The organism is Microbispora sp. H11081 (assembly GCF_012999535.1).
Lineage (GTDB): Bacteria > Actinomycetota > Actinomycetes > Streptosporangiales > Streptosporangiaceae > Microbispora.
Genome location: NZ_JABBWV010000004.1, coordinates 528,881 through 550,212, shown reverse-complemented (window position 1 = coordinate 550,212; position 21,332 = coordinate 528,881). Strand labels below are relative to the sequence as shown.

General features: G+C 71.7%; 18 protein-coding genes and 2 tRNA genes. 2 read left to right on the top strand and 18 right to left on the bottom strand.

Going from position 1 to position 21,332, the window contains the following annotated elements; genetic code table 11:
• Position 1: 1 nt before the first annotated feature.
• The 12 genes from HHX31_RS14855 to HHX31_RS14800 all read right to left on the bottom strand — a co-directional run bounded on the left by HHX31_RS14855 (position 2) and on the right by HHX31_RS14800 (position 13,106).
• Positions 2-1,459, bottom strand: a complete 1,458-nt coding sequence (locus HHX31_RS14855; RefSeq protein ID WP_169948830.1) for a helix-turn-helix domain-containing protein — start codon at positions 1,457-1,459, stop codon at positions 2-4.
• The gene (locus tag HHX31_RS14850) at positions 1,443-2,423 is read right to left on the bottom strand and encodes an ABC transporter ATP-binding protein (protein WP_169948829.1); all 981 of its coding nucleotides are present in this window, start codon (positions 2,421-2,423) and stop codon (positions 1,443-1,445) included. Before HHX31_RS14850 ends, HHX31_RS14855 begins: the two co-directional genes overlap by 17 nt.
• Positions 2,420-3,196, bottom strand: coding sequence for an ATP-binding cassette domain-containing protein (locus tag HHX31_RS14845; RefSeq protein WP_211589676.1), 777 nt, complete (start codon positions 3,194-3,196; stop codon positions 2,420-2,422). The genes HHX31_RS14850 and HHX31_RS14845 overlap by 4 nt, the downstream gene beginning before the upstream one ends.
• Before the next feature lie 64 nt (positions 3,197-3,260).
• Positions 3,261-4,118: an ABC transporter permease gene (locus HHX31_RS14840; protein ID WP_169948827.1), complete on the bottom strand. Its 858-nt coding sequence runs from the start codon at positions 4,116-4,118 to the stop codon at positions 3,261-3,263.
• Positions 4,115-5,131, bottom strand: a complete 1,017-nt coding sequence (locus tag HHX31_RS14835; RefSeq protein ID WP_169948826.1) for an ABC transporter permease — start codon at positions 5,129-5,131, stop codon at positions 4,115-4,117. The genes HHX31_RS14840 and HHX31_RS14835 overlap by 4 nt, the downstream gene beginning before the upstream one ends.
• A gap of 2 nt (positions 5,132-5,133) precedes the next feature.
• Positions 5,134-6,765, bottom strand: a complete 1,632-nt coding sequence (locus tag HHX31_RS14830) for an ABC transporter substrate-binding protein (protein WP_169948825.1) — start codon at positions 6,763-6,765, stop codon at positions 5,134-5,136.
• An 18-nt stretch (positions 6,766-6,783) separates the two neighbouring features.
• Positions 6,784-8,331, bottom strand: a complete 1,548-nt coding sequence (locus HHX31_RS14825) for a hydantoinase/oxoprolinase N-terminal domain-containing protein (RefSeq protein WP_169948824.1) — start codon at positions 8,329-8,331, stop codon at positions 6,784-6,786.
• Positions 8,328-9,395 carry a DUF917 domain-containing protein gene (locus tag HHX31_RS14820; protein WP_169948823.1) on the bottom strand — a complete coding sequence of 356 codons (1,068 nt, stop codon included), beginning with the start codon at positions 9,393-9,395 and terminating at the stop codon, positions 8,328-8,330. The genes HHX31_RS14825 and HHX31_RS14820 overlap by 4 nt, the downstream gene beginning before the upstream one ends.
• A gap of 87 nt (positions 9,396-9,482) precedes the next feature.
• Complete coding sequence (locus HHX31_RS14815; RefSeq protein ID WP_169948822.1) at positions 9,483-10,742, bottom strand: FAD-binding oxidoreductase; 1,260 nt, start codon at positions 10,740-10,742, stop codon at positions 9,483-9,485.
• A gap of 118 nt (positions 10,743-10,860) precedes the next feature.
• Complete coding sequence (locus HHX31_RS14810) at positions 10,861-12,390, bottom strand: CdaR family transcriptional regulator (protein ID WP_169948821.1); 1,530 nt, start codon at positions 12,388-12,390, stop codon at positions 10,861-10,863.
• 110 nt (positions 12,391-12,500) lie between these two features.
• Positions 12,501-12,577: transfer RNA gene (locus HHX31_RS14805), tRNA-Met, on the bottom strand.
• A gap of 97 nt (positions 12,578-12,674) precedes the next feature.
• On the bottom strand, positions 12,675-13,106 hold the full coding sequence (locus HHX31_RS14800) for an ATP-binding protein (RefSeq protein WP_169948820.1): 432 nt from the start codon (positions 13,104-13,106) through the stop codon (positions 12,675-12,677).
• A gap of 281 nt (positions 13,107-13,387) precedes the next feature.
• On the opposite strand from HHX31_RS14800, the gene HHX31_RS14795 reads away from it, so the two are divergent.
• Both HHX31_RS14795 and HHX31_RS14790 read left to right on the top strand, forming a co-directional pair.
• A complete protein-coding gene (locus tag HHX31_RS14795; protein ID WP_169948819.1) occupies positions 13,388-14,215 on the top strand; it encodes a helix-turn-helix transcriptional regulator in 828 nt (275 codons plus the stop codon).
• On the top strand, positions 14,206-14,412 hold the full coding sequence (locus HHX31_RS14790) for a DUF397 domain-containing protein (RefSeq protein ID WP_169948818.1): 207 nt from the start codon (positions 14,206-14,208) through the stop codon (positions 14,410-14,412). The genes HHX31_RS14795 and HHX31_RS14790 overlap by 10 nt, the downstream gene beginning before the upstream one ends.
• 90 nt (positions 14,413-14,502) lie before the next feature.
• Here the strand turns inward: HHX31_RS14790 and HHX31_RS14785 are convergent, their stop codons facing one another.
• The 6 genes from HHX31_RS14785 to HHX31_RS14760 form a co-directional block, all read right to left on the bottom strand.
• Positions 14,503-15,135, bottom strand: coding sequence for a DUF433 domain-containing protein (locus HHX31_RS14785; RefSeq protein WP_169948817.1), 633 nt, complete (start codon positions 15,133-15,135; stop codon positions 14,503-14,505).
• Between the two features lie 225 nt (positions 15,136-15,360).
• A tRNA-Met gene (locus HHX31_RS14780) sits at positions 15,361-15,437 on the bottom strand.
• Positions 15,438-15,520: 83 nt separating this feature from the next.
• Entirely contained in the window at positions 15,521-18,499 is a 2,979-nt protein-coding gene (locus tag HHX31_RS14775) for a UPF0182 family protein (RefSeq protein WP_311931789.1), read from the bottom strand.
• 205 nt (positions 18,500-18,704) lie between these two features.
• Positions 18,705-19,751 carry a PDZ domain-containing protein gene (locus HHX31_RS14770; protein WP_169948815.1) on the bottom strand — a complete coding sequence of 349 codons (1,047 nt, stop codon included), beginning with the start codon at positions 19,749-19,751 and terminating at the stop codon, positions 18,705-18,707.
• Between the two features lie 28 nt (positions 19,752-19,779).
• Positions 19,780-20,205: a molybdenum cofactor biosynthesis protein MoaE gene (locus HHX31_RS14765; protein WP_169948814.1), complete on the bottom strand. Its 426-nt coding sequence runs from the start codon at positions 20,203-20,205 to the stop codon at positions 19,780-19,782.
• A gap of 26 nt (positions 20,206-20,231) precedes the next feature.
• A complete protein-coding gene (locus tag HHX31_RS14760) occupies positions 20,232-21,302 on the bottom strand; it encodes an NAD-dependent epimerase/dehydratase family protein (RefSeq protein ID WP_311931788.1) in 1,071 nt (356 codons plus the stop codon).
• Between the last annotated feature and the right edge of the window lie 30 nt (positions 21,303-21,332).

Here is a 21,332-nt window from a genome sequence, read left to right as displayed (position 1 = left end):
CTCACAACGATGTGATCGGCCTTGTTGTGCCCGGGAGACAGTCGTGGCCGAGCACCACGTGGCAGGCGAGCTGGAGCGCGAAGCGGGTCTGCGGGTCGGACAGGTCGGCGCCGAGCGCCTGGCCGATGCGCCTGATCCGGTGGGCCACCGCGTTGGGATGCAGGCTGAGCAGCTCGGCCGCCCTGGTCCGGGAGCCCCAGCAGTCCAGGTACGCCTTCAGCGTGGGCACGGCGTGCGTGCTGAGCGCCCCGAGGTGGTCCAGCGGGGCGAGCATGTCGCGGGCGGCGACCAGTGCGCTCTCGCTGCCGGCCAGCTCCGCGAGGATCGCGTGGACGCCGAGCCGGTCGAAGCTGACGATCTCCCCCGGCGCGGCGCCCGCGGCGGCGGCGCGGGCCTGCGAGGCCGTACGGCGCAGCCCGTCGGGGCCCGCCTGGCAGGTGCCGACGCCCACGGCCATGCCCGTGACCGGGGCGCCCGGGGCGCCCGGCGCCGTCCGCTCGTCGCTGGTGAGGACCACGAGCACGCCGTCCTGCCATCGGGTGACCAGCGGCGGCCCGGACAGGTCCGGCAGATCAGGCAGGCCCGGCAGAAGGGAGGCGACCGTCCTGCGCACCTGACGCAGCACGGGATCGGCCACCCCGGCGCCCGGGGAGCCCCGCACGGCGTCGGTAGCCGGATCCGGGGCGGGATCGCGCAGGAAGACCGCGACGTGCCAGCCGTCCACAGGCACGCCCTCGTGGCGGGCACGGCGGGCGGCGGCCCTGGTGTCCTTGGCGCCGAGCAGGCCGAGCAGCGCGCGTTCGCGGGCCGCCTCCGCCTCCCGGGCGGTCGCCCGCACCCGGCCGAGCGTGGTCGCGACGACCTGGGCGACGATCGCCGCCGCCGGGTCCTCGCCGTCCCAGCACACGTAGCCGTCCGGCCGGCCGCCGACCCGGATCACGGTCGAGTTCGCCGCGGAGTCGGCCAGGTCGGCGACCGTGTACACGACCCCGATGGAGGCCGACGCCGCCCGCAGGATGTCGGTCTCGCCCGCGCCCTCCATCGCGCCGAGCCCGTCGATCGCCTCCCTCGTACGGCGCAGCAGCAGCCCGGGATCGGCGCGTACGGCCGCGCTGAGGCCGAGCACGGCGTCCGACAGCGAGTGGTCGGAGGCCCCGGCGAGCAGGGCGACCCCCTCCCGCCTGGCCAGCTCCACGATCTCGGGCGTCGTGCCCGCCGGACCCGGCAGCACGATCCCGGCCAGGCGGGCGCGCCCCGCCAGGCGCAGCGCGTCGAGCACGTCGCACGACCGCATGGCGTGGCGGGACAGGATCGCCAGCGCGCCGGGGGCGGCCGTCGCCAGTTCGCGCATCTCCTCGACGAGGACGACGCCGTCGACCTCGCGGGCGTCCCACGGGCCCGCGACGAGTGTCAGCCTGCGGCCGGCGGGCGTCCTGAGCAGGTCACTGACGCGGCGCACCCGACGCCTCACCTCCGGCGCGAGACGTGGAGGAGGCCGGGAGACCGCTCAGCACCTCCTCCGCGCGGTGACACGCCACCTTGCGCCCCTCGACCTCGCGCGGCAGCGGCGCCTCGTCCCGGCAGCGGTCCACGGCGAGGGGACAGCGCAGCCGGAACGGGCAGCCGGACGGGGCCGGCGCCGCCTCGGTCCGCCCGGTCGTGGCCGGGGGCTCTCCGCCCAGGCGTGGCACCGCGTCGCGCAGGGCCCTGGTGTAGGGATGGACCGGCCGCGTGAGCAGTTCCCCGGTCGGGCCCGACTCGACGACCCGCCCGGCGAAGAGCACCGACGACGTACGGCACAGCCGCCCGACGACGCCGAGGTTGTGCGTGATGAGCAGATAGCCGAGCCCGTGTTCCGCGGCCAGCCTCTCCAGCAGTTCCAGGATCCTCGCCTGCACGGTCACGTCGAGCGCGCTCGTGGGCTCGTCGAGCACCAGCAGTCGCGGCTCCACGGCCAGCGCGCGAGCGATCGCCACCCGCTGCCGCTGGCCGCCGGACATCTCGTGGGGCCTGCGGGCGGCGATCGCGGGGGCGAGCCCCACGTCGGCCAGCAGCGCCTCCACCCGGTCGCGCCGCGCGGCCCGCGACATGCGGTGGTGCGTCGTCAGCGCCTCGGTGATCGAGGCCCCGGCCGTCATGCGGGGGTCGAGCGCCTCGCTGCCGTCCTGGAAGACCGGCTGCACGGCCCGGCGGAACTCCGCCCGGCCCGACCTGCCGAGCGCGGCCAGGTCGCGTGAGCCGTACCGGACGACGCCGGAGCGGGGGCGCACGAGGCCGAGCAGGGCGCGGGCGAGCGTGGTCTTGCCCGAGCCGCTCTCCCCGATCAGACCCACCCCGCCCTCGTCCATGGCGAGGCTCACGTCGTGGACCACGGCCGTGGCGCCGTAGGCGAGGGTGACCCCCTCGGCGGCGAGCAGCGTCATCGCTCCTCCGCGGACTCTGGCAGTGCGGGCACCGCGGCGATCAGTTCTCGGGTGTAGGGGTCGCGCGGCCGGCCGAACACGTCGGCGGCGGAGCCGCTCTCCACCACGGCGCCGTCGCGCATCACCACGACCCGGTCGGCGATCGTGGAGACGAGCGCGAGGTCGTGCGAGACCAGCAGCATGGCGAGCCCGCGCTCGTCGCGCAGCCGGCGCAGCACCGCGACCACCTCTGCCTGCACGGTCACGTCGAGCGCGCTGGTCGGCTCGTCGGCCAGCACCACCTGCGCGCCGAGTGCCAGGGCCAGCGCGATGGCGAAGCGCTGCGCCTGGCCGCCGGACACCTGATGGGGATAGCGGCGCAGGATCTCCGGGTCGAGCAGCACGGCGCGGACCGCCTCCCGCGCCCGCTCGCGCGCGGCGGCGCCCTTGACGCCGTGCCTGGCGAGCGCCCGGCGCATGAGCGTGCCCAGGCGCATGGTGGGGTTGAGTGCGGCCTGCGGGCTCTGCATGACCAGGGCGGCGCGCGAGCCGCGGATCTCCCGCAGCCGGGCGGGGCTCGCCGCGAGCACGTCCACGTCGCCCACGGTGATCTTCCCGGAGACGTCCGCGCCGCGGACGAGGCCGAGCGTGGCGAGCAGGGTCGTGGTCTTGCCCGACCCGCTCTCGCCGACGAGCGCCACGCACTCCCCCGCGGCGACGTCGAGTTCGGGGACCGACGCGATCACGCGGTCGCCGATCCGCACGACGAGGTCCCGCACACTGATGAGGCTCATGCGCACTCCTCGCCTTCGGCGAGCGGGGGCGTTCGCCGGACGCCGCGCTCACTGATCCGCCCGCTCATCGCGACAACCTCGCCCTCAGTCCCTCGCCGAGCACGTTGAACGCGAACGCGGTGAGCAGGATGGCGAGACCGGGGAAGGTCACCACCCACCAGTCGGTGGTGAACAGCGACTGGCCCTGCTGGACCATCAGGCCCCATTCCGGGGTCGGCTCGTGGGCGCCGAGGCCGAGGTACGACAGCGCGGCGGCGGTGAGGATGACCCCGCCGCCGTCCAGCGACAACTGGACCAGCACCGGCGTGAGCGAGTTCGGCAGCACGTGCCGCAGCACGATGAGCGGGGCGGGCACGCCGAGGCAGCGCGCGGAGTCGACGAAGCCCCGGGTGGACACCGACGCGGCGACCGACGCCGTGAGCCGGGCGTACCACGGCCACCAGGTGACGGCGATCGCCACGATCACGGTGGTCACGCTGGGCTGCAGGACCACGGCGAGCGCCAGCGACAGCAGCAGCGCGGGGAAGGCGAGGAAGATGTCGGTGACCCGCATGATCACGTCGCGGACCCAGCCGCCGGCGTACCCGGCGACGACGCCGAGCAGGACGCCGGCCACCCCGGAGACCGCCAGCACCGCGACCGCGATCAGCAGCGAGGTGCGAGCGCCGAACAGGACGCGGCTGAGCACGTCGCGGCCGACCTGGTCGGTGCCGAACCAGTGGGCGCCGCTCGGCGGCAGCAGCGCCTCCAGCGGATGGGTGGCGGAACCGCCGTCCTCCGGATAGGGGGCGATCCACGGCGCGAGCAGCGCCGCCAGCACGATGAGCGCCAGCAGCACGGCCCCCGCCACCGCGAGGCGGTCCACGCCGGCCAGGCGCCGCAGCGGCGTACGGCGGAACGCGGGCAGGGCCGGCGCGGTCATCGGGCCCTCACCCTCGGGTCGACCAGCCCCTGGACGAGGTCCACGGCGAGGTTGGCGACCACGTACAGCACGGCGACCAGCAGCGTCACCCCGGCGATGGCGGGGGTGTCGAGCGAGCGGATCGAGTCGGCGGCGTACCGCCCGAGGCCCGGCCAGTTGAACACGGCCTCCACGAGGAAGCCGTTCACGATCGAGTACGCGAAGACGAGCGCGATCAGCGACAGCACCGGGTTCAGCGCGGGCCGCAGGGCGAACCTGGTGAGCACCGCGGTCTCCCCGAAGCCGAGCGCGCGCTCCAGCCTGGCGTGGTCGCGCGACGACTCCTCGATGAGGGCCGCCCTGGTCATCTGGGCCACGACCCCCGCCGGGTACGCCGCGATGACCAGCGCGGGCAGCACCAGATGCGACAGCGTGCTCGTGAGGATCGGCCAGTTGCCGCCGATCAGCGCGTCCACCGCCGTGATGTTGGTGTAGAGGCTCAGCGGGCTGGTCTGGTCGAGCGACGCGTCGTACTCCCCGGCCACGGGGAACCAGCCGAGCCCGCTGGCGAAGACCGTCTGCAGGGCCAGCGCCAGCCAGAACACCGGCACCGACACGGCCAGCATCGACGACAGCCGCACCGTCAGGTCGGGCAGGCGGCCCTTGTACCGCGCGGCGGCGATCCCCAGCGGGATGCCCACGACCAGCGCGATGATCAGCGCGGCGCCCACGAGCTCCAGCGAGGCGGGGAACGCCTGGAGCAGGTCGTCGCGGACCGGCTGCCGGGTGTGCAGGCTGGTCCCCCAGTCGCCGCCCAGCAGGTCGCGCACGTAGTTCCAGAGCTGGACCGGCAGCGGGTCGTCGAGACCGAACCGCTGCCGGGCCTCTGCCAGCTCGGCCGCCGTCGCCTTCGGCCCGGCGTACGCGACGGCCGGGTCGCCTGGAACCAGGCGCATGATGGCGAAGGTGAGGACGATCACGCCGGCCACGACCAGGACAGCCTGGCCGAGCCGGCGGATCAGGTACTTCGGCATGGTCAGGCGCCGGGCTTCAGGTCGTAGACGAACACCACGTTCGGGTACGCCGGGTTGTCCACGTAGCCCTGGACCGTCTTCGAGTAGGCGCGCTGGTAGTTCTGCACGTACGGCACCGCCACCGCGGCCTGCTCGTTGATGATCTTGTTCTGCAGGTCCGCGTACGCCTTCTCGGCGCCGGCCTGGTCGGTCGCGGTCAGCGCGGGCAGCTCGTCGATCTCCTTGTCGATCACCTCGTCCTTCAGGTAGGAGAGGTTGAACTGCGGGTCCTTCTCGCTGCGGAAGACGTTGACGAACCAGGAGTAGGCGTCGGCGTAGTCAGGGAACCAGTACATGACGAAGATGTCCTGGCGCTTCGACGGGTCCTTCGCCTTGCCCTGGTCCCACTGCGTGGTCCACTGCAGCGGCTTGGCCGCCAGCTTGACGTTGAGCTTGTCCAGCGCCGAGGACAGCAGCGTGACCAGCAGTTCCTGGTCGGCGTCGCCCTGGGCGTAGGTCAGCGTCAGTTCGAGCCGCTTGCCGCCGGGGCCGTAGCCGGCCTCCTTGAGCAGCGCCTCCGCGCCGGCGAGGTCCTGCTTGGGCGTCTGGCCCGCGGCCGCGCCGAGCAGTCCCTCGGGGACCAGCCCGCTGGCCGCCACGCCCGCGCCCTTGAGCGCCGCCACGAGGCCGTCGTAGTCGATCGCCTTCTGCATGGCCTGGCGCAGCTTCACGTCCTTGAGCGGGCCGTCGGCGGTGTTGAGCAGCACGAGCAGGTTCTGGAACGACGGCGTCTGCGAGGTCTGCACCGTGTCCGTGGAGCCCGCCTGGGCGAACAGCTGCGCGTTGAGCCGCTGGACGAACGACACCTCACCACGCTGCAGGAGCTGCCAGGCGGTGGTCAGCTCGGGCGCGACCCGGAAGGCGACCTTCTTGTAGTGCTGGCCGTCCCAGCCGCCCCAGTAGTCGTCGAACGCCTTGAGCGTGAGCTCGGTCTCCTTGCCCTTCTGCCAGCTCTCGATCGTGTACGGCCCGGAGCCCGCGTCGTGCCCCTCGTTGAACCACTTCTTCAGGTCGCCGGAGGCGGCCGTCGTGTCGTAGATGTACGACGCGTAGCCGGCCGAGGAGATCAGGTCGAGCGGGGCGGGGTACTTGAGCGTGAACTCCAGCGTCGCGGGGTCCTTGGCCTCGATCTTGTCGACCGCGCTCCAGATGTAGGCCGCGCCCTGGCCCTCCTTCATCGTCCGCTCGATCGCGGCCTTGGCCGCAGCGGCGTCCACGGGCTTGCCGGTGTGGAACTTCGCGCCCTCGCGGAGCGTGAACGTCCACTTCTTGCCGTCGGACGAGGAGGTCCACGAGGAGGCGAGCCGCGGCTCGGTCTTCTTCGTCTGGGGGTTGTAGCGGGTCAGCGACTCGTAGATGTTCTGCATCGCGATGATCTCGTTGGAGTACGAGCTCGCGGGGTCCCAGTCGGTGACGACGTCCAGGTTGGGGACGTAGACGAACGTGCTGTCCGCCGCGCCCCCGGCGGGGGCCGCCGACGAGCCCGATTGGGGGGAGTCTTCCGCGCCGCGGACCTTCCCGCCGGCGCACGCCGCGGCGGTGAGGGTCACGGCGGCCACGGCTCCCGCGGCGAGCAGACGCTTGTGCCAGCGCATTGTGAGGGGGTTCCTTTCCTATCCGGCCTGCCGGGCGAGGGGGCCGGCGGCCTTGACGTGCAGGCGCACCGCGGGCTCAGGAAGATAGCTGAGGGGGATCTCGCTGAGCTCGACGATCTGAACGGAAGCGGGGTCCGCCCCGGCGGCGACGGCCCGTGCGGCCGCCTCCTCCTTGGCGTTGTCGATCAATCTAGCCCTGGAGCTTCCGTCTCCAGAAGCGGGAACGATGGTTTCCAGCCTGCCGCCCGCGAGCGCGATCGCCGCGCCCACCGCGTTGGCCACCTCCGCGTGCGCGGGGCGGATCACCTCGCGCGCACCCGCCACCTGACCGGGCAGGATGAACGCGCCGCCGCCGACCGCCACGAGCGGGCGGTCCGCCCGGCCCAGCGCCACGCGGTCCACCGCGTCGGCCACCGCCTCGTCCGCCCTCCGCAGGGCCGCGGCCAGCCGTTCGCGCCACTCCTCGGGCACCGGCTTGGCGCCGACGACTCCCCGGCCGGCCGCCACGGCCGCGTCGGTCATCGTGGGGGTGGAGCCGCCGAAGACGAGCGCCTCCCTGGCGATCCGGTAGCCGACCGAGCGCGGCTCCGCCCCGACGATCGTGCCGCCGCCGAGCGCGATGGACAGGATGTCGGGCATCCGGAAGTTGGTCGCGACCCCGCCGATCTCGACCGCCGCGGCCGACTCCCTGGGGAAACCGCCCACGAGCACGCCGAGGTCGGTCGAGGTGCCGCCGACGTCCGCGACGATCGCGTCCGTCACTCCGGACAGGTACGCCGCGCCGCGCAGCGAGTTGGCCGGTCCCGAGCCGATGGTCAGCACCGGGTAGCGGGCCGCGTAGTCGACGGCCATCAGCGTGCCGTCGTTCTGCGCGAAGTACGTCTCGACATCCAGGCCCCTCGCCGCCAGGGCCTGGTGCAGCGCGGCGGTGACGTCGCGCGCCACGCCGTACAACGCGGCGTTGAGCACGGTCGCGTTCTCGCGTTCGAGCAGGCCAAGCGAGCCGATCTCGTGGCTCAGGCTGATCGGCACGTCGCCGATCTCGGCCCGGATGATCTCAGCGACCTCGTTCTCCTGGTCGGCGCTCGCCGGGCTGAAGACGCCGGTGACGGCGATGGCGTCGGCGGGCGTGGTGGCCGCGAACCTCCTGACCGCGTCCACGTCGAGGGGCGCGATCTCACGGCCGTCGACGAAGTATCCGCCGCGGACGATCGCGGTGCCCGCCGCCACGGTGTCGCGCAGGTCGTCCGGCCACTCGCTCAGCGGCGGCACGGACGTGGTCGCAGGGGCGCCGAGGCGCAGCACGGCCACCCGGCCGAGCGCGCGCCGCTCCAGGATGGCGTTGGTCGCGTGGGTCGTGCCGAGCATGACCCGCCTCACCCGCTTCTCCAGGCCGGGCTCCGGCAACTCGGCGAGCACCGCGTCGAGCGCCGCACGCAGCCCTTCGGTCACGTCAGCGCTGGTGGGCCGCTTAGTGGTGGCCAGCACCCGGTCGTCGTCGTCCAGCACCACCGCGTCGGTGTTGGTGCCGCCCACGTCGATGCCGACCCGCAAGGTCGAGCTCATGCCATCTTCTCCACGGGCTGGTAGTCCATGTCGTAGCCGAACGCGCGCGGGCCCGCCGTCTCCAGGCCCTTCGGCGTGCGCCACAGGGGGTCGCAGGGCCAGGCGAGCACGGTCACCCGCTGGCCGTACCGCAGCCCCTCGGTCTGGATCGCCGTGGCCGTCTGCGTGTCGACCACCGTGATCAGGTCGGGCACCATGGCCCTGACCCGGCCGTCCTCGACGGCGACGAGGTTCTCGTTCTGGATCTCCAGCGTCAGCGTCCTGCCCCGGTCCGCGCCGGTGCCCTCGATCGTCGCCGTGCCCCTGGCGAAGCCTCCGGTGGTCCTGCGCTCCAGGTCGGTCAGCTTGCCGTCGATCAGCCGCACCGCGCCGAGCTCGGCGATCAGCGCGGCGAGGGGGTCGGCGGCGCCCTCGGTCGCCCGCCCCACCGCGATCGCCCGGCTCACCGTGCCCTCGATCACCGCGCCCGCGCACTCCCGCGCGGTCAGCACGTAGTCGGCCATCAGCGCGCTCGACCCCGCCGCCACGCAGACCGCGCGGGCGATCCGCTCCGACCACAGGCCGTCGACCGGCCTGATCGTCACCACGTTGCCGACGACGTCCGCCATGACGACGACGTTGGCGGGGAGTCCGGCCACGTACATGGAGACCATCTGGACCTCGGGGAAGGCCCGGCCCATCGCGTCGGCGTCGAGCAACGGCAGCCCGAGCCTGGCCGCCCAGGCCACCGGCGCCACGCCGTTGCCGCCGCCGATCTCGGAGGACATCACCGCGGCGGGCGGCCTGCCGAAGATCCGCTCGACCTCCTCGGCGATCCTCGCGGGCTCGTCCTCGCCGTGGACCATCTCGTTGCTGACGGTCGGGGCGCCGATCCCGGACAGCGGCAGCACGAGGGCGTCGTCCGGCAGTTCCTCCAACGTGACGAGTGGCACGTCGCCGTGCTCGCGTATCGCGCGCCGGGCGGCGATGGCCCCGGGGCGCACGTCCCCGCCGCCGCCGGTGCCGAGCACGGCGCAGCCGCGGGCCAGCGCCGCGACGTCCTCCGATGTGATGCGGGCTTGCATGCTGGGAGCTTTCACTACCGGACAACCGTCCCTCAATGTCGCGTTACGACAGTAATGGGCAAATTCTTGTGCTGTCGTAACAAGCCATCACCGTAGCGGGTCGAATCCCCGCAAAGCGGCGGGCTGCTTGCCCGTGGTGATCTGCTCGGCGAGGAGCCGTCCGGTGGCCGGGCCCTGGGCCAGACCCCACATGCCGTGCCCGCCGGCCACGTAGATCCCCGGAGTGCCGGTCGCGCCGATCAGCGGACGCCCGTCAGGCGTGACCGGCCGGGGGCCGACCCAGACGTCGGTGCGGTCCTCCCAGCGCACACCCCGGAAGAGGGGACGGGTGGACTCGACGATCGACCGCACCCGGGCCTCGGCGGCCGGGGCGTCGGGGCTGCGGAACTCCATCGTGCCCGCCACCCGGAGCCCGCCCTGGTACGGCGTGCAGGCCACCCGCACGTCCGGCAGGTAGATCGGGCCGGGAACCGGGTGCTCCACCGGCACCGTGAACGAGTAGCCGCGGCCGGCCCGCACCGGGACGCGTACGCCCCAGCGGCCCGCCAGCCTGGACAGCCAGGCGCCCGTGGCCAGCACCACCGAGTCCGCGGACAGGACGGCGCCGTCCCGGCCCACCACGACGACCTTCTTGCGGTCGGTGCGCACGTCCACGACCTCGAAGGTCTCCACGGTGGCGCCCCTGGCCACGACGGCCTCTCCCAGCGCGTGCACGAAGCGGCCGGGGTCGACGTAGCGCTGCCCGTCGATCCGCACACCCGCGGTCAGGGCCTGCGAAGCGAGCGGCATCGCCTCGGCCAGCCGCCGGGCGTCCAGCGCGGTGTGGTCGACCGACTGCCCTGCCTCGGCCATCCTGCGCAGTTCGTGGAGCAGGCCCGCGGCCTGGCGCGGCGTGCGGAACCCGGCGATGATCGGCGCGTCCTCGACCGGGGCGGCCACGCCGCTCGAGGCGAGCACCTCGTACGCCTCGACGGACTCGTCGTTGAGCTGCAGGTTGGCCCGCACGGCCCGGGTCCACGACGACCACCGGCAGTTGGCGGCGAACCGGGTCAGGAACGCCCACAGCCCCGGGTCGACGGTCGCCGGGACGTGCAGCGGCGCGGCCGGGTTCAGCAGCGAGCGCAGGCCGTATCGCAGCACGGACGGCTCGTTCAGCGGGATGGCCAGGCCGGGCGCGACCCAGCCCGCGTTGCCCCACGACGCGCCCGCGGCGACGCCTTTGCGGTCGACCACGGTCACCGCCACCCCGCGCTCCTGCAGGAACCACGCGGTGGACAGGCCCACGATCCCCGCCCCCACCACGACCACCGATTCCGGCCAGTCGTTGACGCGCTCGGTGCCGGACATATCCCACCTCCATACCGGATGACTGCTCTCTCCGGCACAGGATGACCCGAGGTGGGGCGCGGACCGTTGTACCGCAGCCACAATCGAGGCGCCGCCGTTGTGGGCTGCGGACAACCCTTCAGTCGTCCTCCGCGGCGAGCGTGATGACCATGGCGAGGCGCTTGCGCGGGTCGTCGAGGTGCAGCGGCGTCACCTCGCTCATCCTGCGCAGCCGGTTGCGCACGGTGTTGACGTGCACGCCGAGCCGTTCGGCGGCGAGGGCGAGATCGCCCTGGGCCTCCAGCCACGCCCGCAACGTCGCCACGTAGTGCGTGTCGTGGACGGCGTCGTGGCGGCGCAGCGCGCTCACCGGCCCCCGGGCCGGGGTGCGGCCCGCGCGGGCCGCCGCACGCAACCGCTGGAGCAGGATGTCGTCCCACGACTCGTCGTAGGCGGGCGGACCGGCCTGCGGGGCGCCCCTCTCGTGCAGCGCCAGGCACTCCTCCGCCTCCTGACGGCCGGCGGGCAGATCCGCCGGCTGGGCCGCCGCGCCGATCCCTGCCACGACGCGCACCCGTGACGGCAGGCCGGCCGCCAGTGTGTCCACCCACTCCCGTGCCGCCGCCGCCCCCGCGTCCGGCAGGACCGTGTAGAGCGTGTCGCCGAGCAGCGCGCTTCTCCCCGGCCTCGACCAGCCGAAACCGGTGGTGGCCCGCTCGAAGGCCAGCAGGAGCATGGCGTGCGGCTCCTCTGTGGTGTGGGTGCGCACCGCCACGACCCGCATCTCCCCCGCGGGCAGCCCCAGCCGGCTGACCACGGTCGCGGCGTCGGCGGTGCCCTCCAGCAGTCGTACGACCAGGTCGGACTCGACCTGCCGTTCCAGGTCCGCGCTCGCCCGGGAACGGAGCAGGTGCAGCGCGACGGCACGCGCGCCGTTCGCCAGCGCGGCCTGCCGCGTCCCCGTCAGGGGGCTGCCGCACGTCACCCACACCGACCCGAGCAGTTCGCGGCCGGCTCGCACCGCCACCGCCATCCGCCCGGTCATGCCGTGCCGCGCGTCCGGCTCGACGAAGATCGGCTCGTCCGTCGCCGCCATGCGGGCGAACACCCCGCGCTCGCGGAAGACCTCCCGCAGCCGCTCCGGGACCTGCCGCACCAGGATCGTCTCCAGCCTGGCCGGGTCGCCCGCCTGCTGCGAGCGGGAGTACGCGAGCACCCGCGAGAGCGGGTCCTCGATCGTCACGGCGCCGCCGACCGCCTCGGCCAGGTTGTCCGCCAGCGCGAACAGGTCCGTGGGACCCCGGCCCGACTCGGTCTCCCTGCCTTCCAGCACCAGTCCGTAGACCACGCCCACCAGGTGACTCCACGAGACCGCGGGGTCGACCAGCATCACGGCGACGTCCACGCTCTCGCCCGCCGCGGCGGCCTCGCGCTCGATCCCCGCGTCCGCCCGCACCAGGACCACCTTGGCCTGCGCCGCGGCCGCCCACCGCACCGCCTCGGTCACCGACCCCGCCCCCACGGCCAGCAGCACGTCCCCGGTGACCCGGCCGTCGGTGGCGTCCGGTATCGCCACGCTCCGCAGCCGCGCCGTACGCCTCTCGGGCCGGCCGCACAGCCGCACGCCGTACGCGCCCAGCACGTTGACCAGGCGATCCAGAGTGATCATGCGCCACCCCTGTACGAGACCCTGCGGCGGTGCCCTGTCACCGCACGCGGCTTCCGGGAGAAACGACGAAGGCCCGGTCTCCGTTTACCGGAGGCCAGGCCTTCGTCTCTTGGTAGCGGGGACAGGATTTGAACCTGCGACCTCTGGGTTATGAGCCCAGCGAGCTACCGAACTGCTCCACCCCGCGTCGTTGTGTCTGTAACACTACCCCCCGCCGGGGACCGGTGCCAAATCGGTTTCCCGGACCCCACGGTCGGCGGGCGGTCCGCAATCGCGCGGCAGGGTCATGAGGACGCGGCCACCCGGAACCAGACCGATCCGCCGGCGCCGTCCTGATGCGCGCCCCAGGCGGTGGCGAGCAGATCCACCAGCCAGAGGCCGCGCCCGCCGCCGGCCTCGGCGTCCGGCACGCGTACGGCAGGGGCGCTGTTGGCCGACCCGCCGTCGGCCACCTCCACGTGGACGGCCACCGGAGTGCGGACCAGCCACACCACCACCCGCCCGTCCGCCGTACGGCCCGAGTCGGAGTGCGCGACCGCGTTGGTGACCACCTCGCTCAGCAGGAGCAGCACGTCGTCGAGGACCGGGGCGGCGACCAGTCCGGTCAGCAGTCCGCGCGCCCACTCGCGGGCCACCGGGACGGACCTGTCCACTCCGGGGAACTCCCGCCGCCAGGTGCCGTTCAGGTGAACGAACCCCTGCTCGCTCGCTGCCACCGATCGCCCTCCAGTCTCCGGACCCGGCACCCCACAGGGCGGATTTGCCGCATTCGCCCGCGATCGGCACAGGGAATCGCCGGAAGAATCGAAAATTCGCCTCACCCTGGGCTTTTCCGAATGGAAGCCCCGCGCCTAGACTGCCTTTCCGATATCGGGCCGGCGAGAGGTTCGGAAGCCCGAAACAGCGCAGGTCATGACACCATCTGGTCTGGCGTGGGCTTGGCGGGGAATGGCGAAACGAATACCTGGTTGATTTGTCTGAGTCGGGAGGAAATGCGATGCACATTGTGCCGTCTCTCGATCCCGGGTCCCCGAGAGTGCGCTTCGGCGCCGAACTTCGGCGGCTTCGGGAGGCCGCGCAGCTCTCACAGGCCGCGGTGGCCGCCCGGCTCGGCTGTACGCAGACTCAGGTGAGCCGCCTGGAGAAGGCCACCAGGACCCCGTCGAGGTCCGACGCGGAACGGCTCGACCGGCTCTTCCACACAGCCGACGGGGTCTCCTTCACCCGGCTCTACCAGCGCATCGTCGCCCAGCCCGGCGGCCCTGTCTGGTTCCGCAGCTGGGTCGAGGAGATCGAGCCCACCGCCCGCGTCCTCCGCTCCTGGGACCCCCTCCTGATCCCCGGCCTCCTCCAGACCGAGGCGTACGCCAGGCATCTGTTCAGTCAGGCCCCGCAGATCACTCTCGATGAGGTCGAAGAACGCGTCCAGGCCCGCATACAGCGCAAGCGGATCCTCGACCGGGACACACCCCCGCTCATCCTCGTGCTCATCGACCCGGGAGTGCTGCGCCGCAAGGTCGGTGGGGCCGCGGTGATGCGCGACCAACTCGATCACCTATTGGAAATCACGCGAAGGCCGACCGTATACATCCAGGTCGTGGATTCGGACTGCCTGGCGGGCCTGCTGGGCGCATTTATGATCGCCGAACTGCCGGACGGGCAACCGGACGCCGTCCACGTGGACTCTTCCGCAACAGGACAGGTCACCACAGAAGATGACACCGTGCGTGCGATCTGGAAGCGCTACGAGGCGATTCGACGGTGGGCCTATCCTGAGCCGGTATCCACCAAGATGATCGAGGAAGCGAGACGGGAATGGACCTGAGCGCTGCGGTATGGCGAAAGTCGTCGCTTTCCGGGGACAACGGCGGTCAGTGTGTGGAAGTGGCCGCCAACCTGCCCGGGGTGGTGGCCGTACGCGACAGCAAGGACCCGGACGGCCCCAAGCTGATCTTCAACCCCGCCGAGTGGCGGGCCTTCATCGGCGGCGTGAAGGCCGGCGAGTTCGACTCCCTGACCTGATCTCCACCGCCCGTTCAGAGCAGCTCTGTCACGCCACCGCCACCGACCGCGAACGTGCGTCATTGGGGACGTTCTCATCCAGCAGCAGCCTCACGCGGTCCTCTGGGGGTCGTAACTGTCGACGTAGTCCGCGAAGTCCGCGGCCTCCAGCGCGGCTGTCGCCGTGACGCTCGGGTAATAGCCGGGGATCCGATCAGCGGGAACGCCGTCTCGGAGAAGCGCGGCGACCTCGTCATAGGGCACCCGCGTGCCATCGACCACCGGAATTCCGCCACGGACCGCTGGATCGACCGTCACATGATCTCGGGGCCGCAGGAGGTCAGGGACATGACGACCGTCGTGCCAGAAGGGCCGTAGGACGTCCCCCATCTTGTGGATGACAAAGTCGGCCTTCCTGTGGACCAGGTCGATCGCCTGATCGGGCGCCACCAGGGAGACGGTGTCGCCATCGGCCACCAGACGGTACACCGGGAGATCACATTCTCCCAGATCGTCGCGGAGCGTGTCAAACGCCCTTCTGATCTTCTGCAGGGAAGCGTCGTCGCGCAGCTTGACGCAGGTTCGCAGTGCCATCACGTCTCGGAACGAGTACAGGACCGGGCGGACTGCGGAGATCTCGGGAACCAGCACGGCCCCACGACCTGAGCCGGCCTTGCGCCAGTGGGCGAGCCGGCGAAGCGTGGCACCCGACAGCGCCGCGGCGAGCTTCGGACTGTAGGACATCCACCTCACCTCCTCCACAGCGGCACACATGACCCGGCCATGCTCGCAAAGGCCGCTTCGGCGTTCATGCTCTTTTCGGCACCGGGCAAGGGACGTCGAGGCGGGACTGATCAAGTGCGTTGAGGCCGTGAACGGTGTGACATCACGGCCCGATGGCCGCTTCGGGAAACAAAAAACCCCCGAACCCGTAGGTTCGAGGGTTTTCGATGTCTTGCGACACCGCATTGGTAGCGGGGACAGGATTTGAACCTGCGACCTCTGGGTTATGAGCCCAGCGAGCTACCGAGCTGCTCCACCCCGCGTCGGCTCTACGAGACTATCCCGGCATCGGACGGGAGGCAAACCGGAGCCCCGCGCCGGGTGTGGCGCGGAGCTCCTGGATCACTCAGCCGCTCGGGGCGGGGCTGGGATTCGCACTGGGAGGTGGACTCCCGCCCGGGCTCGCGCCCGGACTGGCGCCCGCGCTCGGACTCGCGCTCGGGCCGGTGGAGGCCGACGAGGCGGGGGTCTGGTCCTTCGCCTTCGCCAGGTCGTCCAGCGCCTTCTTGAGCGAGGTCTGCGCGTCGCCGTACGCCTTCCAGTCCGGCGGGTCCGCCGACAGCGCCTTCTGCGAGTCCTCGTACGCCTTCTGTGCCCGGTCGAGGGCCGACGTCAGCGCCGTGGTGTTCTCCGGCGGCGTCACCTGTTCCGGCGGCTGGTTGGCCGTCTGGTCGGGCTTCTGTTCCGGAGGCGTGGCCACGGTGCCGCCGAAGACCTGCTCCAGCGCGTCGCTCAGCGTCGCGCCGAAGCCGACCTTCTCGCCGTACAGCACGAGCACCCGGCGCAGGGTCGGGTACTTGCCCGAGGTCTCAGCGCGCGGCTGGATGTAGACCGGCTCGACGTACAGGAGACCGCCGCCGAAGGGCAGCGTGAGCAGGTTGCCGTACAGCACGTCGGTGCCGCCGCCGCGCAGCAGGTTCAGCTCGGTCGACACCGTGGTGTTCGACTCGAACAGGTTCTGCGCCTGTGGCGGACCCTGGATGGCTGTCGTGCTCGGCAACTGGAGGATCTCCAGTGGCGGGTTCGGCGTGGTGGCCGTCGCGTCGACCGCCATGAACGCCGCCATGTTCTGCCGCTGGTTCGGCACGAACGTGGTCGTGAGCGAGAAGCGCTCGGTGTCGCTGCCCGGCATCTTCATCGTCACGTAGTACGGCGGCTGCTTGCTCTTGCCGGTCGCCGGGTCCTCCGGGACCTTCCAGAAGTCCTGGCCGCCGAAGAACGCGTTGGCGTCGGTGACGTGGTAGGAGGTGAGGATCTCCCGCTGCGCCTTGAACAGGTCGGCCGGGTAGCGCAGGTGGTCGCGCAGCCCCTCGCTGATCTGCGAGGCCGGCTTGACGATGCCGCCGAAGGCCTTCTGCCAGGTCTTCAGCACCGGGTCGGACTCGTCCCAGGCGTACAGGGTGACCGTGCCGTCGTAGGCGTCCACGGTCGCCTTCACCGAGTTGCGGATGTAGTTGACCTCATCCCTCGGCACCTGCGGGATGCCGAGCCTGCTGCTCTGGATGTCGGTGGTCAGCGACTCGAGGCTCCTGCGCTCCGAGTAGGGGTAGGAGTCGGAGGTCGTGTACGCGTCCACGATCCACACGATCCGCCCGTCCACCACGGACGGGTACGGGTCGCGGTCCAGCGTGAGGAACGGCGCGACCTGCTGGATGCGCTGCACCGGCTCGCGGTTGTAGAGGATGCGGGACTCATCGTTGATGTTCGAGTTCAGCAGCAGGTTGGTCTCGCCGTACTTCACCGCGTAGAGCAGCCGGCGGAAGAAGTTCCCGACGGAGACGCCGCCCTTGCCCTCGTAGGTGTTGTTGACCTGGCCGGTGTTGTTCTGCTGCTCGGCGCCCGCCTGGCCCTGCTGGGGGTAGTCCAGCTCGATGGGCCTGGCCGACTGGGGCCCGCCCACGATCGAGTAGTCGGGCGAGTTCTCACCGAAGTAGATGCGGGGCTCGTAGTCGCCGAGGTCGCCGACCGGCGGGATGTCGCGCTCGCTGAACTCCGGCAGGCCGCTGTTGTCCACCTTGTTGCCCGGCGCGGCGACGAAGCCGAAGCCGTGCGTGTAGACCAGGTGGTCGTTGATCCAGTTGCGCTGCCCGTCCGGCGGGCGGCCGATCTCGCGGACCGCCACCACCGTGTCGCGCGGCTTGCCGTCGACGGGGTACCTGTCGATGTCGAGCTGCTCGGGGAACTGGTAGTAGCCGCGGATCTGCTGCTTCTGCTGGAACGTCGGCGACAGCAGGCTGGGGTCGAGCAGGCGCATGCCGGGGATGGCCGACGCCTCGGTCTGCAGCACGGAGGCGTCGGCGTCGGTCTTGGCGCTGTACTCCGTGACCTTCGCCGTATCGACTCCGTACGCTTTTCGAGTCGCGTCGATGTTGCGCTGGATGTACGCCTGCTCCTTGCTCTGCTGGTTCGGCTTGACCTGGAACTGCTCGACCAGCGAGGGATACACGGTGCCGATCAGGACGGCCGACAGCACGAGCAGCCCGAACGCCACGCCGGGGAACATCCCGCCGGGGCGGATGACGCCGGCGAAGAAGATCAGCGCGCAGATGAGGGAGATGACCGCGAGGATGCCCTTGGCCGGGAGCACGGCGTGCACGTCGGTGTACGACGCGCCGAACGCCTTGCCGCGGTCGGAGAAGACGAGGCCGTACATGTCCAGCCAGTACGCCAGGGCCTTGAGCAGCACGAAGACGCCCAGCAGCACCGACAGGTGGGTCCGGGCGGCCCGGGTGGCGTGCACCCCGCCGGGCGAGGAGATCCGGAAGCCGCCGTACAGGTAGTGCACGATCACGGCCGCGATGATCGACAGCACCACGGCCGTGAACAGGAAGTTCAGCATCAGCCGCAGGAACGGATACGTGAACATGAAGAACGACAGGTCCAGGTGGAACTGCGCGTCCTTCTGCCCGAACGGCGTGCGGTTCACGAACAGCATCCAGGTCTTCCACTGCCCCGCCGTGGACGACCCGGTGAACAGGGCCAGCACGCCCATGCCGACCAGGAAGACCATCCGCCGGTGGGGATCGAGTGCGACCCGGTAGCGGTCGGCGCCCTGTGGCGCCCCGAACATGCCCGGCCCGAACATCGGCCGGGTGCGGTGCGCGAGCACCATGTTGCCGCCCACGATGGCGATCATCAGGGCGGCGCCCACGACGAACAGCACCACCTGGGTGAGCAGCATCGTGGAGAACACCGAGGAGAAGCTCACCGAGTCGTACCAGAGGTAGTCGGTGTAGATCCCCGAGAAGATCAGTAGTAACACGGCGATCGCCACGACGGCGATCAGTACGGGTATCAGAAGGCGCGGCCGTCGGGGCAAGCGCACCGCCCGTCCGGCTCCGGGGCTCCGGAAGCTCAACGCTCAACCCCTTGTCTCGGATTGTCTAGGGCCAGGATTGTCAGAGGGCAACGGTCCGTGCTAGGAAACCTACACTGCGATGAGCGTGGTCGTGGTGCCGGGCCTGATCGTTATCATGCTGCCGCTCAGGCGAAGACCGGCAGGTCAAGGGCCTCGCGCCCCCGGCGAACGATCAGCCGGCCGGGCAGGACGGGACCTGTCCCGAGTTGCCGCGCAGGGAGTCGATCGCCTTGATCGCTCCGTCCAGCGTCTCGACCCGCACCAAGCGCAACCCGGCGGGCACGGCCTTGACGGCGGCCGAGCAGTTGCCCGCGGGCGTGAGGAACACCGTGGCGCCGGCCTTGCGGGCGCCGACCATCTTCTGCTCGATCCCGCCGATCGGGCCGACGTTGCCCGCCGGGTCGATCGTCCCGGTGCCGGCGATCGACATGCCTCCGGTGAGCGCCCCCGGCGTGAGCTTGTCGTAGATGCCGAGCGAGAACATCAGCCCGGCGCTCGGCCCGCCGACCTCGCCGACGCTGATGTCGACCTTGAACGGGAACCGGTAGCTCGACCGCATCTGCACGCCGACCCTGGCCTTGCCGTCCTTGCCCGCCACCGTGCCGACCTGGACCTCGGACGAGGTGCCGCCGCGCCGCACGGTGAACGTCACCTGCTCTCCCGGCTTGTGGCCCTGCACGGCGGCGGCGACGGACCCGAGCTCGCCCACCGCGGCGCCGTCCACCGCCGTGATCTCGTCTCCCGGCTTGAGCTTCCCTTCCGCCGGCGTCCCCTTGTCGGTCTGCGCGACCGTGACCACCTTCTCGATGGGGATCTTCAGCGCGTTCAGCGCGGCGGCGGTGGCCGACTGCTGGGAGTCGGTCATCTCCTGGACGTTCTGCTCCTCGACCTGCTTGGCCGAGGTCGACTTCGGGAAGAGCGTCTCCTCCGGCACCACGGCGATCGACGGGTCGAGCCAGCCGCGCAGCGCGGTGAGCAGATCGAGGCGGTTGTCCGGCCCGCCCTGGTAGGCCACGGTGACCAGGCTCAGCCTGCCCTGCGTGGGATACGTCTCGTGACCCGAGATCGCGATGACCGGTTTGCCCTTGACGTCCCCGATCGTGTTCTCGGTGGGACCCGGGCTCAGCACGACGTACGGCACCGGGAGCATCGCACCGATCACGGCCAACGCGAGCGCGAGGAAACCCGCGACCAGAAGGGTCAGAGCGCGTCGGGACATGGACGAACTCTATGCGTTCCGCGAGGCGCTAATCGCAGGCCCCGACCCACTCGGCGTCCCCGTCGGCGAACACCTGGTGCTTCCAGATGGGCACCTCGCGCTTGAGGTCGTCGATCAGCCTGCGGCAGGCCTCGAACGCCTCGCCCCGGTGCGGGCAGGCCGCCGCCACGACGACCGCGATCTCCCCCAGGCGCAGGTCGCCCACCCTGTGCACGGCGGCCAGCGCGGTCACCTTGTGGTCGGCAGCCACTTTCTCCGCGACCCCGCGCAGCCGCTCCTCCGCGGACGGGTGCGCCGAGTACGACAGCAGCGTCACCGGCCTGCCGCCGTCCTGCTCGCGCACCGTGCCGACGAACACCGCCGTGCCGCCCGCGGCGTGGTCCTCGACCGCGCGCAGCACCTCGTCCACGGACAGCGGGGTGTCGCGAATGCCCAGCAATCGGATGACGTCCACGGTCAGAGGTTAGTGCCTGGACCCGCTCAGGTGCGGCGCTTGCGCCGGGCGGCGCGGACGATGGCGGCCGTGCCGATGACCGCGACGGTCGCGCCGGCGGCCGTGATCGTGGCCTCCTTGCCCGAGAGGCGGCGGCCGACGACGGCGTGCCGTCCCGCGGACAGTTCGAGCAGCTCACGCAGGACCGCGTCGTTGGTCCAGGCCGGTTTCCAGCCCGCCTCCCGCAGCGCCACGCCGTCGACCACCCAGGGGTAGACCACGTAGTGCAGGTCGGTCGCGGCGGTCGGCGTGATGCCGAGCCGGTGCAGCCTCTGGGCTGTGCCGAACGTCACACCCGCCGGCAGCTCGAACCGCTTCAGGCCGGAGATCTCCTCGACCTGCTCCATCTCCAGCCAGCCCTCCGAGCCGACCGCCACGACCCCGCCGACCCTGCCGAGGGCGGCGACCTCCAGCGCGGAGACCAGGTCCTCGACGTGGCAGAACTGCCAGCGCGGCAGGCAGCCCTTCACCACGAGCAGCCTGGGCGCCTCGAAGTGGCGCGTGATGACCGTGTCGACGCCCGGCCCCACCAGGGCGGCGGGCCGTAGCACGGTCACCTCCAGGCCGGGGTGGGACCGCAGCGACCGCCGTACGAGGGCCTCGATCTCCAGGTGGTCGCCCACCAGGCCGGTGTCCGGCTCGGCCGCCACCGGGGCGTCCTCGGGCAGGGGCACCGGGTTGTCGGCGGCGGCGCCGTACACCATCGCGCTCGTCACCAGCACGACCCGCCGCACCCGGGCCGCGGCGCAGGCCGTGAGCACGGTCTGGGCGGCGCGCAGGTTGTAGCGGCGGCGCTCGGCGGGATCGGTGTCGAGCGACTCGTCCGTGCCGAGATGCACCAGGACGTCCACGTCGGAGATCCGGTTCGCCAAGAGCGGATCTCGGATGTCGAGGACTCGCCAGGTGACATCGGGGATGTCGCCGCGTTGCTCGTCGATGGCCACCACACGGCGGAATTCCGCAGACGAGGCCACCTTCGCGAGGAACGCCCGGCCGAGACCGGAGGCGGCGCCGGTGACGGCGACGACGGGGGGACGCAGGCGTTTCGAGGTAGGCACGAGGTCCTCACTTTGCACTGATCCGCCCCA

Coding starts and splice junctions, on each gene's coding strand:
- HHX31_RS14815 (WP_169948822.1), bottom strand. CDS start 10,742: ATGTCCGGCACCGAGCGCGTCAACGACTGGCCGGAATCGGTGGTCGTG.
- HHX31_RS14810 (WP_169948821.1), bottom strand. CDS start 12,390: ATGATCACTCTGGATCGCCTGGTCAACGTGCTGGGCGCGTACGGCGTG.
- HHX31_RS14820 (WP_169948823.1), bottom strand. CDS start 9,395: ATGCAAGCCCGCATCACATCGGAGGACGTCGCGGCGCTGGCCCGCGGC.
- HHX31_RS14790 (WP_169948818.1), top strand. CDS start 14,206: ATGGACCTGAGCGCTGCGGTATGGCGAAAGTCGTCGCTTTCCGGGGAC.
- HHX31_RS14850 (WP_169948829.1), bottom strand. CDS start 2,423: ATGACGCTGCTCGCCGCCGAGGGGGTCACCCTCGCCTACGGCGCCACG.
- HHX31_RS14770 (WP_169948815.1), bottom strand. CDS start 19,751: ATGTCCCGACGCGCTCTGACCCTTCTGGTCGCGGGTTTCCTCGCGCTC.
- HHX31_RS14825 (WP_169948824.1), bottom strand. CDS start 8,331: ATGAGCTCGACCTTGCGGGTCGGCATCGACGTGGGCGGCACCAACACC.
- HHX31_RS14835 (WP_169948826.1), bottom strand. CDS start 5,131: ATGCCGAAGTACCTGATCCGCCGGCTCGGCCAGGCTGTCCTGGTCGTG.
- HHX31_RS14795 (WP_169948819.1), top strand. CDS start 13,388: ATGCACATTGTGCCGTCTCTCGATCCCGGGTCCCCGAGAGTGCGCTTC.
- HHX31_RS14845 (WP_211589676.1), bottom strand. CDS start 3,196: ATGAGCCTCATCAGTGTGCGGGACCTCGTCGTGCGGATCGGCGACCGC.
- HHX31_RS14785 (WP_169948817.1), bottom strand. CDS start 15,135: ATGTCCTACAGTCCGAAGCTCGCCGCGGCGCTGTCGGGTGCCACGCTT.
- HHX31_RS14830 (WP_169948825.1), bottom strand. CDS start 6,765: ATGCGCTGGCACAAGCGTCTGCTCGCCGCGGGAGCCGTGGCCGCCGTG.
- HHX31_RS14840 (WP_169948827.1), bottom strand. CDS start 4,118: ATGACCGCGCCGGCCCTGCCCGCGTTCCGCCGTACGCCGCTGCGGCGC.